This window comes from Allobosea sp. NPDC055332 (assembly GCF_053645455.1).
Genome location: NZ_JBSHMO010000004.1, coordinates 170,239 through 182,750 on the forward strand (window position 1 = coordinate 170,239; position 12,512 = coordinate 182,750).

Sequence of the window (12,512 nt, forward strand, 5' to 3'; positions counted from 1 at the left end):
GGCAGTCGCAGAAACTGCTGGCCTCCTGTCGATCGTGGGCCAACAGGCCATCGTTCGCAGGCCAACACATGCCGCTGCCGGACATCGCCATCAGAACCGCCGAGCCCGAGGAGCGCGCTGCATCGGCGTTGATCCCAAAGTCGGCGCTCGCGCAAGATGTCCAGTCTCAACGACTTGTCGCGCATGACCTCACTGTATCGCCAACCGCAGCAGCAAGCCCGGTAGCTTTTCGGGCAAGGTGTCGATCGACTTCAACTGAACGCAATTCTGGCGTCTGAAAATGCGGGTTGCGTAGGATTCGGCTTCCGAATCGAGGACGATGGAGAACACATCGATCCCATCGTTGCGTAGTTCGTGCACGGCCGCGCGGGCGTCCTCGACCAGATGGCGGCGGTCATCGACATCGATGTCGTGCGGCTCGCCATCGGTAATGATCAGGAGAAGCCGGCGATAGCTCAGCTGCCGTTTCAGATCCTTGCCGGCATGCCGAATCACCGCTCCGAGCCGTGTGGAATGGTGGCTTTGCAAGCCTGCCAGCCGGCCCTCGGCTGCCGCATCATAGCGGCCCGCGAAATCCTTGATCCGCTGATAGCCGATATTGTCGCGCGTGTTGGAGGAGAAGGCTGCAAGCGCAAAGGGATCGCCGAGTTCCACCATCGCCCGCGCCAGCATGGCCACGGAAAGGCGTTCAGTCTCCAGCACCGTCTCGCTGCGACCGCTGATGCGTTCTCCGGTGGAGGCGGAGGTATCGATGAGCACGAGAATGGCGAGATCGCGGTGGCGGCGCTCATAGCGCCCGTAGAGACGATCCTCCGGGATTTGGCCAGAGCGCTGCGCGACCGCGGCCTCGATCGCGGCGTCCATATCGAGAAACTCGCCTTCCGCTTGCCGGCGAACCCGCTGCTGACGGCTGACCTTGGAAGACCTGATGATGGCGGTCAGGCGGTTGGCGAGATCGGCGCGTTGCTCGATGGCGCGATGCAGCGCGGCAGGCGATAGCATGGGAACGGCTGGCTCGCGAACCGTGCACCAGTCCGGCCGTTCGCGCCCGGTCACATAGTCGAACTCCGGATAGCGCGCGACGGCCACATCCTCGTTCGCCTCGACCATGATTGCGCGGCCGCTCGAATCGTCGGGGATGGTGTCGGGCTCGGGACGACCGTCATCGCTATCGCGTTGCTCGAGGCGCGCTCCTTCGGCAGACGCCTGCATCTCGTAGGGAACCTCGGGATTGTCGTCGCCGAAGTCCCAAAGCCCCATGCCGTCGTCGCGATAGGCGGGCTGCACCACATAGCTCTTGGCGTCGAACTGCAGCCGCATCTGGCCGATGTCATTGCCCAGCAGCCCGCCGACATGGCGGCTGAGCTGCTGGGAGCCGATGTCGACCGCGGCAGCGTCCTCGAACAGTGCCCGCCCCTTGCTCACCCAGCCATGCGGGTCCTCGTAGGACGGATCGAGCAGGGCCCGCGCCAGCCGCGCCATCAGCGTGATCGCAACTGGCGCGCCCTCAGGACGCGCCACATGGAAGCCTCGCCAAAGGGCGAACAGCCCCGGCATCTCGCGCACGGCCTGCCGCTCGACCCGCGCGTCCTCGATCAGCGAAACTAGCGCGAGCTGCAGCGGCTTCAGGCCTGTGGCCAGGAATTTCTTGCGCGTAAAGCAGTGATGCGCGCCGATATGGGCCAGCGTCGCGCGATGAAGCTGTTTCTGATCGCTGGCCGGGAAACCGGCATAGGATGGCGGGAGACGGATGCCGCCCCCGCCGAAACCGGCGCGGCGACGCATCGCTTCGGGCGCATCTCCCGGCGCTTCAGCGATCGGCGGCGAGATGGCCCAAAGCGCGCGGAGATAGGGCTTGAGCCCAGGCAGCAATCCCGGCAACGAAGCGGATGGGTGCCGTCTTTCGAGCAGTTGGCGCGCTTCCGGGCTCTGCAGCGAAAAAAAGGCCAGCCGGCGCGCGTCGTCGCGGCCGAGATCGAGCCCCATTCGCGCAAAGGCTGCAAGACCGGCAAAACCGAGTCTATCGAGAACCTGAGAGCCGTTTTGCAGGAAGGCGCTCAGTACCTTCGGCGCGCGCCTGGCGATGTCGTCGATCAACTCGAGCCACGATACGAGCTCGGATGAGTCACGGGCGGCCTCGGCGGCATGCAGCGCCCCGTCGATCAGCAGGCAGGCCGCCCGGCGGCCGGCGCGAATTGCGACGAGCGAGACGGTTTCGCCGAGCCGGATCGCCTCGGCCGGCCCCGACCTCGTCGCGACGATCGGCCCGGCGCTGCGATAGGCGCTGGCCACGAGGTCGCCATAGCCGGCGTGGTCAATGCGGGCATGGGCTGCACTCCAGCGCCCCTGCCATTCGGCCGGAAACGCCCGAACCGTCACCTTTCGGTCCTCGGTCGTCGTCATGGCATCAGACACAGGCCGCGATGGCACCCGTCAACGCATCGCGCAGATCGTCGTCATCGGTGATCGGGATCACGAGCGCGACCTGGCAGGCCTCCATGATCGGGACGCCGGCGGCGACGAGCAAGGCGGCGTTGACGAGCATCCTCGTCGAGGCGCCTTCCTCCAGCCCGCGGCCCTTGAGGTTGCGCGAACGCGCGCCGATGCGCACCAGCGTCTCGGCGGTGCGCTTGTCGGCGCCAGCCTCCCGCATCACGATCTCGGCCTCGCCGGCCGCTTCGGGATAGTCGAAGGGGATGGCGGCGAAGCGCTGCTTGGTCGATTCCTTCAGGTCCTTCAGAACGCTCTGGTAGCCGGGGTTGTAGGAGATCACGACCTGGAAGTCGGGATGGGCCTTGACCACCTCGTTCTTCTTCTCCAGCGGCAGGATGCGCCGGTCGTCCGTGAGCGAGTGGATGACCACGGTGGTGTCCTGCCGGGCCTCGACGATCTCGTCGAGATAGCAGATCGCGCCCTGGCGAACCGCCAGCGTCAGCGGCCCGTCGTGCCAGACCGTGCCTTCCGCATCGAGCAGGTAGCGCCCGACGAGGTCCGAGGCGGTCATGTCCTCATGGCACGACACGGTGATCAGCGGCCGGCCAAGGCGCCAGGCCATGTGCTCGACGAAGCGGGTCTTGCCGCAGCCGGTCGGCCCTTTCAGCATCACCGGCATCCGGCTGCGATAGGCAGCCTCGAACAGTCCGACTTCGCCTCCGACCGAGCGGTAGAATGGTTCCTTGGCGATGCGGTAGGCGTCGAGATTCGTCACGTCGATCAGGCCCTTGATGGTCGCGCGGCGGCTGTCACACACACCGCCGCGCGCGCTGCGTCAGGATGCGAGGAGTTCCTTGAGCTTGTCGTCGAGGAACTTGATGTCGACCGGATTGGTGCCCGGCCCGCCGGCGAAATGCCCCCAGATCGACGGGATCGGGACGAAGCTCGCATTCGGCATGTTGTCGACCTCGTTGCGGCTGTCTTCTGGCGGGAAATACAGATCCGTCTGGCCGGGCATGACGTAGGTCTTCGCCTTGATCGCGCCGAGCGCGGCCTTGTAGTCGCCATTGTAGAGCTCGTTGGCCGAGATATCGCCGTTCTGCCAGGTCCAGAGCATGGCCAAGAGATTGTTGGGATCCCGGTCGAGGAAGAAGCCCTCCCAGAAGGCGACCAGGAAATCCTCGAGTGAGCTGTATCCCAGCGTCTTGATGTCCAGTTCCTCGCGATAGAAGGCCTGCGAAAAGCCCCAGCCGGCATAGACCCGCGCCGCGGCGCGCAAGCCCTTGTGCGGCTTGTCGACATACCAGCCGTCGCGGAAGGCATCGTCCGCCGTCAGCGCCGCCTTCACCCCTTCGAGGAAGACGAAGTTGTGGCGGGAGCATTTGGCCGAGCCGCAGAACGGCGCGAGCAGATCCATCATGTCTGGATAGAGTGCGCCCCAATGGAAGGTCTGCAGCGCACCCATCGACCAGCCGGTGACAAGCCGCAGATGCTCGATCCGAAAGTGCTCGGTCACAAGCCGGTGCTGCGCGCGGACGTTGTCGTAGGCCGTCACCTTCGGAAAACGGGCGGCGTTGTAGGGCTCGGGCGTGTTGCTCGGCGACGAGGACAGTCCGTTGCCGAACATGTTGGGGATGATGATGAAGTATTTGTCGGGATCGAGCGCCATGCCGCGACCGACCAGCCATTCATTGTCGTAGTGCTGGCCGGAATACCAGGTCGGGTAGACGATGGCGTTGTCCTTGGCCGCGTTGAGCGTGCCGAAGGTCTTGTAGGCCAGTTTGGCGTTGCGCAGCGTCGCGCCGCGCTGCAGGGCAAGATCACCCAGCTCGAAGATCTCGTAGTCGGTGGTCATCGCGATACTCTCTCGGTGGGAATGTCGATGGAACCGGCCTGGTCAGGCCGGAGCACGGTCTGCAGCCCTTCCGGCCGCGAAGGAGCTCAGGACCAGATGAGCGATGGCGGCGACGAGACCGGCGCTGATCGCAGTCGAGAGCTGAGGCGCATGGAACTCAACGATGAAGCCCACCGCGGCGCCGAGTGCCCAGGAGACGAACGGCAGCGTGCGCCATTCCTTCGGCGCCGCCGAGCCGTGCTTCAACACATAGGCCTCGACGAGCAGGATCATGCCGATCGGCGGCACGATGATCCCGAGCAGCGACAGCCATTGGATGAAGAAGGCCCAGACATTGCCGGCGGCGATAGCGATGCCGACGAGGCCGAGGATGACGGCCATCAGGCGCATCTTCGAGCGCAGGATGCGCGACCAGCCAGTCGCCGCATTGTAGAGACAGTGCGAGCAGACCGAGCCGAGATTGATGTAGAGGAACAGGAAGGCGAGGACACCGAGCCAGCCGATCTGCAGCTTGTTCATGTAGCCGAACATGTTGTCGGCGCCGAACGGATTGGCGTTCGGCACGGCGAGCGCGGCCGTCATGATGCCGCCGACGAGCATCGCGACGAGATTCGAGACCGGGAAGGCCGAGAAGGTCGCGATCAGCGAATGGCTGCCGGTCTTCGACCATCTGTTGAAGTCGGCGGTCACGGTGCCGGCGTCGATGAAGAGGGCGATCACGACGGTGAGGCCGACGCCCATCGACATCGTCGCGACGCCGTTGTTGCCGGCATAGTTCCAGATCGCATCGAAGCTGGTGGTACCGGCCGCGTGAACGACAACGAAGAGGCCGAGCACGAAGAACAGCGGGACGGAGACCAGGCCGATCAGGTGCAGGCCGCGCACGCCGACGAAGGTGATCCCGATATAGAGCAGCCCCGCGACGATGGTCATCGCGACATAGTTGAGCCCGTAAGTGCTGGCGACGAGTGCGCCGGTGATGCCGGTCTGGACCGCGAACCAGCCAAGCAGCAGGGTGGAAAGCAGGCCGGAGGCGAGCGCATACCCCTTCGTGCCGAAGACGCGTGACGCGATCAGTGCGAAATTCATGCCGCTGCGGGTCGCCGACAGGCCGAGCGCGCCGACATAGGCAAGCATGACCAGGTTGCCGATGATCATGGCGACGAGCGCACGGGAGAAGCCCATGCCCAGAACCAGCAGCGAACCGGTCATGGCGCCGGTGATGATCATCGGGAAGCCGGCCCAGACCATCACCATCGAGAACAGGCTGCGCCGGGCCGCCATCGGCACTGGCTCGTGCTCGTATTCCTCGCCGAGCACGTGATCAGTATCGGCCGGCGCGGCCGCGCCCGGCCCTGCGGAATGTTTGGACACCGCGTTTCCCCCTTTTTCGTTGTCGGATGTTTGGTCGCGCCGCCCGGCGCTCGCGCGCCGGGCGTGTCTCGTTCGGTTCAGCGATGGGCTGATTTGTTCGGAATGCCGCCGATCGGGCACTCGTCAGTGCCGACGGTCGTCCGCGTCATCGCCTCGACCATCTCGCGCGTGCCTTCGGGATCGTTGATCCATTTGGCGTAGAAATTGTAGGGGCAGGCCGCCGTGCCCTTGTCGCCGTCGCCGGAGTTGATCATGCCGGTGTAGCCGCGGTGCAGCAGCTTGAAGAGATGGTTCTGCGACTGGCCGTTCTTGCGGGCATCGCGGATCGCCGACACCGAGAGCTGGGCGTACTGGATGCCGTTCTCCTCGGTGCCGCACTCGCCGAGTGTGCGGCCGTCGAAGCCGACGATCGCCGAATGGCCGAAATAGGAATAGACGCCGTCGAAGCCCGAGGCGTTCGCAACCGCGACATAGACGTTGTTCGCCCAGGCCATCGATTTCGAGATCTGTACCTGCTGCTCCTTGGCCGGGTACATGTAGCCCTGGCAGCGGATGATCAGCTCGGCGCCGCGCATGGCGCAGTCGCGCCAGATTTCGGGGTAGTTGCCATCGTCGCAGATGATCAGGCTGATCTTCAGGCCTTTTGGCCCTTCCGAGACATAGGTGCAGTCGCCGGGATACCAGCCCTCGATCGGGACCCAGGGCATGATCTTGCGATATCTCTGGACGATCTCGCCCTTGTTGTTCATCAGGATGAGCGTGTTGTAGGGCGCCTTGTTGGGATGCTCCTCATGGCGCTCGCCGGTCAGCGAGAACACGCCCCAGACATTCGCCGTCCGGCAGGCGGCGGCGAAAATCTCCGTTTCCTCGCCCGGAATCTGCGAGGCGGTCTCATACATCTCCTTGGAATCGTACATGATTCCGTGCGTCGAATATTCCGGGAAGATCACCAGATCCATGCCCGGTAAGCCGACCTTCATGCCCTCGATCACCGCAGCGATATTGCGTGCGTTGGCGAGCACCTCCTGCTTGGTATGCAGGCGCGGCATCTTGTAGTTCACGACGGCGACGCCGACGGTGTCCTTACTGCTCGTAATATCGCCGTGATACATGGTCTGGCCTCCTTGGTTTGCCCGTCTCAGACGACGAGGTAGCGATGGATGAGATCTTCGGAGAGCGCTTCGATGCGGTCGCTGACCGCGACGCTGCCCCGGTTGAGCATCGCGAAACGGTGCGATGCGCGACGCGCGAAGGTGATGTTCTGCTCGACGAGGATGATCGACAGGCCGCGCTTGCGGTTGAGATCGATCAGGATGTCCTCGATCTGCTCGACGATGTTAGGCTGAATGCCCTCCGTCGGCTCGTCGAGCAGCAGGATCTTGGGCTCCGACAACAGCGCGCGGGCGATGGCGAGCTGCTGCTGCTGGCCGCCGGACAGATTGCCGCCACGCCGGCTAAGGAAATCCCGCAGGATCGGGAAGAGCTCGAAGACGTAGTCCTGGATACGCCGCTCCGAGGTCTCGGCGGCGTAGGTTCCGAGCAACAGGTTCTCGCGCACGGTGAAGTCGGGCAGGATGCCCCGGCCTTGCGGCACATATCCCAGTCCGGCCTTGGCCCGGCGATGCGTCGGCAGCTCGCCGATTTCGGTGCCGTCGAGCCGGATCGAGCCCGAGGTTTTCGACATCAGGCCGAGGATCGTGCGCAGCAGCGTCGTCTTGCCGACGCCATTGCGCCCGAGCACGCTGACGAACTCGCCCCTGCCCACGCTGAGCGAGACCGATTGCAGGGCACGGCTGCGGCCGTAGAAGCCGTCGACATTGTTGAGCTCAAGCATGGCCGATGCCTCCCGAGCCGAGATAGGCCTCGCGAACCTGCGGATCGTCGGAGACCTCGTCGGCCGTGCCCTGCGCCAGCAGCCTGCCCTGGTGCATCACCGAGATCGTCTCGGCGATGTCGCGCACGAAGCCCATGTCGTGCTCGACCACGATCAGCGTGTGCTTGCCGCGCAGCGTGTTGAAGAGCTGGGCCGTCTTCTCGGTTTCATGGGCGGTCATGCCCGCGGTCGGCTCGTCCATCAGGATGAGCGGCGGGTCCTGCGCCAGGATCAGCGCGATCTCGAGCCATTGGGTCTGGCCGTGCGAGAGCTGTGCCGCCTGCTTGCCGAGATCGTCCGAGAGGCCGACGAGTTCGGCAAGCCGTTCGAGGCGTTCCCGATCGGCCGCTCCGCCGAATCTGCCGAGATTGCGCAGAACGCCGTGCTGGCGCGAACTGCCGATCTCGAGATTGTCCCGCACGCTGAGCTCACGGAAGACGCTCGGCACCTGGAACTTGCGGCCGATGCCGGTCCGGGCGATCTCGAATTCGCTGAGCTGGTGGATCTCCCTACCGTCGAAGACGATCGCGCCGGACGAGATCCGCGAACGACCGCAGATCAGATCGAGCGTCGTGGTCTTGCCGGCGCCGTTGGGGCCGATCAGGCAGCGCAGCTCACCTCGATTGACCGAGAGGTTGAGGCCGGCCACGGCGACAAAGCCGCCGAAGGATACGGTGACGTTGCGCAGAGCGAGCTGCGCCTGTGCCGCGCCGGTCATGCCGTCCGCCCTGCCGGAGCACCGGCGGCACCGACGGGGTGGGACGGCTGCGCAGAGGCCTTCTGGGCTGGGTCGCGGCGGCGCAGGCCGGAGACGATGCCGGCCAGTCCGCGCGGCATGAACAGCACGATCAGGACGAACAACCCGCCCATCACCAGCGTCCAGGTGCTGAGGAAGGCCTCCGATTCCGACAGGCTGCCCTGCACGCCCGTCACCAGGAGCGCGCCGAGCATGGCGCCGAGCAAACTCTGACGGCCGCCGACCGCAGCCCAGATGACGATGGACAGGCTGAGCGGCACGCCGAGGAAGGTCGGCGAGGCGAACTCCATCACGATCGTGTAGAGCATCCCGGCAAGGCCAGCGATCGCGGCGGAGGCCGCGAAGACGAAGGTCTTGTAGCGGGCGACGTCATAGCCGAAGAAGCGGACGCGCTCCTCCTGATCGCGGATCGCCTGCAGGATCAGCCCGGTCTTCGAGCGCGTCACCGCGAGCGCGGTGAAGAGCGCCAGCGTCAGGCTGCCCGCGACCAGGAAATAAGTGGAGCGCGCATAGGCGTCGAAGGTGATCCCAAGCACCTCGAAACGCGCGAGATCGGTGATGCCGTTGAAGCCGCCGGTATAGCTCTGCTGATCGATGATGATCAGGTTGACCACGACCATCGCGGCCAGCGTGATGATCGCCGAGTAGACGCCGGCGACACGGCCTCCGAACATGAACCAGCCGAGCAGCGCGGCAAAGGCGGCGGGAACGATGATGCCGGCTGCGACGGCGAAGGGCAGCGACTGGAACGGCAACCAGAGCCAGGGCAGTTCGGTGACGTTGTTCCAGACCATGAAGTCCGGCAGACCCTCGGCGCCGGTATGGATCGGCACGGTCTTCAGCTTCAGCGCCATGGCCATGCAATAGGAGCCGAGGCCGAAGGTCGTCGCCTGACCGAGATTGAGGATGCCGGCATAGCCCCAGGACAGGCTCAGCGCGACGGCGAGCATGCCGAAGATCAGGTAGCGCGCGAATTTGTTGAGCAGAAAGGCGTCGTCGACGAAGGCCGGGATCAGGAGGAGCGCCAGGCAGACGGCCCCGTAGATCGACAGCTGCAGGATCGGTTTGTTTGACATCGGCAAGCTTCGTTTCATGAAGGTGTCAGGCGCGGATGCGGGGCGTGAAGAGTCCCTGCGGCCGGAAGCGGATGATGACGACGACCGCGGCGAGCACGAGCGCCTTGGCGATGGTGTCGTTGCTGAGATAGGCGAGCGCGCCGGTGAGCTCTCCGAGCAGGCCGGAGCTGACGACCGTGCCGAACAGGCTCTGGACGCCGCCGACCACGACGACCATGAAGGCGTCGACGACGTAGCCCGTGCCCATCTCCGGCGAGACGCTCTTGAGCGGCGAGATCAGCGCCCCAGCCAGCCCGGCGATGCCGGCGCCGTAGGCGAAGGTCAGCCGGTAGGCGCGGCCGGCATTGATGCCGAAGCTCGAGGCGATCTGGCGGTTCTGGGTGATTGCCCGCAGTTGCAGGCCGATCGAGGTATGGCGGTAGACATACCAGGTCTGGGCAAACAGCCCGAGCGCGACCGCCAGCACGAACAGGCGATAGGCGGAATCGGTGGCGCCGAGAATGTTGACGCTTCCCGAAAGTGCCCCCGGCATCTGGACATAGCGCAATTCGCCGCCCGCCAGTAGGCGCACGATCTGCTGGGCCATGACACCGAGCCCCCAGGTCGCCAGGATGGTGTCGAGCGGCCGGTCGTAGAGATGCCGGATGACCAGATATTCGATGGCGAGGCCCAGCAGCGCCACGGCGACGAAGATCGGGATCAGGCTCGGCAGCAGCCCCCAGCCGAGCTGGGTCTGCAACAGCCAGGCACAATAGGCCCCGAGCATCACGAACTCGCCATGGGCGAGGTTGATGACGCCGGTGACGCCGTAGATGATGGCAAGACCGAGCGCGACGAGCAGCAGGATCGACGACAGGCTGAGCCCGGTCAGCAGCTGGGAAACGACGAAATCCATGACGAACCTGTCCGGAGGCGTGCAGGGTGGCCGCCTGAGGCGGCCACCGGCGAAATCGAAAGATCAGATTTCCTTCAGCCCTTCGGCCGTGCACTTCTGGTTCGGATAGGCGCTGTAGGGGTTTGGCTCGAGCCAGTTCGCAGATTGCTTCAGGATCTTGAACTGCCCGTCCGACTGGCACTGGCCGATCTTGGGGTGCAGCCAGCAATGCAGGTTCTCGGGCTCGACCTTGACCAGGCCCTGAGGTGCCTGGAACTGCTCGCCCTTCAGGGCTTCGCGGATGGTGAGCGGGTTGATGTCGCCCGCCTTCAGCTTCGCCACCGCCTGCTTGAACAGGTAGACTTGGAAATAGGACGATTCCGACACGAAATGCGTGACCTTGTCGGCGCCCCAACGCTTCCGGTAGGCCTCGACGAACCTCCTGTTCTCGGGGGATTCGTGCACCATGAAATAGGGCGCCGAGGTGAAGTGACCGGCGGCGGCGTCACCGCCCATCGCCGCGACCTCGTTCTCCGAGGTGGTCAGGCTCGCCATCGGCATCGTCGCCGGGTCGAGGCCGGCGGCGCGGTATTGCCGATGCAGCGCCACGACTGAATCCCCGACCACCGTGGAGAAGATCACGTTCGGCTTTTCGGAGCGGAACTTGTTGATCACCGACGAGAATTCGGAATGCCCGAGCGGGACGTATTCCTCGGCGATCACCTCGGCGCCGAGGCTCTTCAGCAGCTTCTTGCAGTAGTTGTTCTCTTCCTTCGGGTAGATGTAGTTCGAGCCGATCATGTACCAGCGCTTGCCGAACTTCTCGACCAGCCAGGGCACGAAGTCGTCCTGCTGCTGATTGGGGACGGCGCCGGTATAGATGACGTTCTTCGAGCACTCGCGGCCCTCATAGAGCGTCGGGTAGAAAAACAGGTTCGCCTGTCTCTCGAAGACCGGCAGAACCGCCTTGCGGCTGGCAGAGGTATAGGATCCGAACACCGACACGCATTTGTCGCTGAGCACGAGCTTGCGGGCCTTCTCGGCGAAGGTCGCAGGATCGGACGCCGGATCCTCGACGACCGGCACGATCTTCATGCCGTTGATACCACCGGCGGCGTTGATCTCCTCGATCGCCATGATCGTCGCCTTGTTCAGCGACTCCTCGATGATGGCGGTGGTGCCGGTGAGAGAGAAGAGGACGCCGACCTTGATCTGCCCGCTCTGAGCGTAGGCCAGCGAAGCGTTCTTCGACCAGATATGCGGGAATCCTGCGGCGGTGAAAGCACCCGCCGCGGCAGCGTGTTTGATGAATGTGCGCCTGTCGTTTTTCACCCTCTTCCCCTTTTTTCTTGCAAAAGAAAAAGCCCCGAGCGGCGCCGTCCGGGTGGACGGAGTCGTTCGGGGCTTCTTCGCCTCGGAATGTGGAATGCGGCAGCTTCGCCGCGCAAACGCGTATCGAACTGGGCCTAGAAAACAAAAAACCCCACGCTTCGCTTCCGCGACTGCGTGGGGGCATCATGACCCGCTATGTGCCGACGGCGTCCTTGCCGTCTTGAAACTGTAGCAACGCTAACTAAGCAAATCATGCGAGTCAATCACGGCCGTGGCGACGGCCGCGATGGTGACGCGCTTTTCCATGGCCTGCTTGCGCAGGAAGTTATAGGCCTCGTCCTCGGTCAGGTTCTTGAGCCGGATCAGCAGCACCTTGGCGCGCTCGACGACCCGCATCGTGCGCAGATTCTCGTCGAGCTTCTCGATCCGGCCGCGCAGGCGCCTTTCATACTGAAAATGCTCGCGCGCCAGCATCAGCACCGACTGGATCACCCGCGACGTGGCCGGATAATGCAGCAGGCCGTGCGCGGCGCAATTGTGGATGAGCTTGAGGTTCAGCGGCGCCTTGCCGTCATCGACCAGGATCAGCGCCGAAGAAGGCTCGCCCGGAACCCAGGGGATGCGCTGCGGCAGGTCCACAGAGAGTGCGCAGAAGATGGCGTCGTATTGCAACGGAATCTGCGACGGCAGCGGCCAGATGTGCCGCACCGTGGCGCGCTGGCGCTGCAGTTCGCGGATGAGGAATTCACCATGATCGTCGCGCTCGACCATCACGGCGATATTGAGTTCCGGTTCGACGGAACCCTGCCGTGCCGGTCGTTCGGAAACGGCGGCGCGGGGCTCGGCGGGATGCGGCCCGCCGGCACGTTCATATGCGTAGCCTGACATCGCCATGAAGCTGCTCGCCTCTTCTCCGTCGTGGCCGGTGGCCATTCTTA

At 64.5% G+C, this 12,512-nt stretch carries 11 protein-coding genes; all 11 read right to left on the reverse strand.

Annotated features, from left to right (window positions below; all coding sequences use genetic code 11):
• Positions 1-189: 189 nt before the first annotated feature.
• Positions 190-2,403: a nitric oxide reductase activation protein NorD gene (locus ACWIGM_RS22485; RefSeq protein ID WP_454028194.1), complete on the reverse strand. Its 2,214-nt coding sequence runs from the start codon at positions 2,401-2,403 to the stop codon at positions 190-192.
• Between the two features lie 4 nt (positions 2,404-2,407).
• Positions 2,408-3,250 (reverse strand): CbbQ/NirQ/NorQ/GpvN family protein, encoded by an 843-nt coding sequence (locus tag ACWIGM_RS22490; protein WP_454028195.1) that lies wholly within the window; start codon positions 3,248-3,250, stop codon positions 2,408-2,410.
• A gap of 18 nt (positions 3,251-3,268) precedes the next feature.
• The gene (locus ACWIGM_RS22495) at positions 3,269-4,288 is read right to left on the reverse strand and encodes an alpha/beta fold hydrolase (protein ID WP_454028196.1); all 1,020 of its coding nucleotides are present in this window, start codon (positions 4,286-4,288) and stop codon (positions 3,269-3,271) included.
• Positions 4,289-4,330: 42 nt separating this feature from the next.
• A complete protein-coding gene (locus tag ACWIGM_RS22500; protein ID WP_454028197.1) occupies positions 4,331-5,662 on the reverse strand; it encodes a purine-cytosine permease family protein in 1,332 nt (443 codons plus the stop codon).
• 77 nt (positions 5,663-5,739) lie between these two features.
• Positions 5,740-6,774, reverse strand: coding sequence for an aliphatic amidase (locus ACWIGM_RS22505; RefSeq protein WP_454028198.1), 1,035 nt, complete (start codon positions 6,772-6,774; stop codon positions 5,740-5,742).
• Positions 6,775-6,800: 26 nt separating this feature from the next.
• The gene (urtE, locus tag ACWIGM_RS22510; RefSeq protein ID WP_454028199.1) at positions 6,801-7,496 is read right to left on the reverse strand and encodes an urea ABC transporter ATP-binding subunit UrtE; all 696 of its coding nucleotides are present in this window, start codon (positions 7,494-7,496) and stop codon (positions 6,801-6,803) included.
• Positions 7,489-8,253, reverse strand: coding sequence for an urea ABC transporter ATP-binding protein UrtD (gene urtD / locus ACWIGM_RS22515; RefSeq protein ID WP_454028200.1), 765 nt, complete (start codon positions 8,251-8,253; stop codon positions 7,489-7,491). Before urtD ends, urtE begins: the two co-directional genes overlap by 8 nt.
• The gene (gene urtC / locus ACWIGM_RS22520; protein WP_454028201.1) at positions 8,250-9,368 is read right to left on the reverse strand and encodes an urea ABC transporter permease subunit UrtC; all 1,119 of its coding nucleotides are present in this window, start codon (positions 9,366-9,368) and stop codon (positions 8,250-8,252) included. The genes urtD and urtC overlap by 4 nt, the downstream gene beginning before the upstream one ends.
• A gap of 25 nt (positions 9,369-9,393) precedes the next feature.
• Entirely contained in the window at positions 9,394-10,263 is an 870-nt protein-coding gene (gene urtB / locus ACWIGM_RS22525; protein ID WP_454028202.1) for an urea ABC transporter permease subunit UrtB, read from the reverse strand.
• 63 nt (positions 10,264-10,326) lie between these two features.
• The gene (locus tag ACWIGM_RS22530; RefSeq protein ID WP_454028203.1) at positions 10,327-11,574 is read right to left on the reverse strand and encodes a transporter substrate-binding domain-containing protein; all 1,248 of its coding nucleotides are present in this window, start codon (positions 11,572-11,574) and stop codon (positions 10,327-10,329) included.
• Between the two features lie 237 nt (positions 11,575-11,811).
• Positions 11,812-12,507 carry an ANTAR domain-containing response regulator gene (locus ACWIGM_RS22535; RefSeq protein WP_454028204.1) on the reverse strand — a complete coding sequence of 232 codons (696 nt, stop codon included), beginning with the start codon at positions 12,505-12,507 and terminating at the stop codon, positions 11,812-11,814.
• Between the last annotated feature and the right edge of the window lie 5 nt (positions 12,508-12,512).

Excerpts from the sequence above, each read along its gene's own strand:
- urtE (WP_454028199.1), bottom strand. The coding sequence starts at position 7,496 with ATGCTTGAGCTCAACAATGTCGACGGCTTCTACGGCCGCAGCCGTGCC.
- ACWIGM_RS22505 (WP_454028198.1), bottom strand. The coding sequence starts at position 6,774 with ATGTATCACGGCGATATTACGAGCAGTAAGGACACCGTCGGCGTCGCC.
- ACWIGM_RS22495 (WP_454028196.1), bottom strand. The coding sequence starts at position 4,288 with ATGACCACCGACTACGAGATCTTCGAGCTGGGTGATCTTGCCCTGCAG.
- ACWIGM_RS22535 (WP_454028204.1), bottom strand. The coding sequence starts at position 12,507 with ATGGCCACCGGCCACGACGGAGAAGAGGCGAGCAGCTTCATGGCGATG.
- ACWIGM_RS22485 (WP_454028194.1), bottom strand. The coding sequence starts at position 2,403 with ATGACGACGACCGAGGACCGAAAGGTGACGGTTCGGGCGTTTCCGGCC.
- urtC (WP_454028201.1), bottom strand. The coding sequence starts at position 9,368 with ATGTCAAACAAACCGATCCTGCAGCTGTCGATCTACGGGGCCGTCTGC.
- urtD (WP_454028200.1), bottom strand. The coding sequence starts at position 8,253 with ATGACCGGCGCGGCACAGGCGCAGCTCGCTCTGCGCAACGTCACCGTA.
- urtB (WP_454028202.1), bottom strand. The coding sequence starts at position 10,263 with ATGGATTTCGTCGTTTCCCAGCTGCTGACCGGGCTCAGCCTGTCGTCG.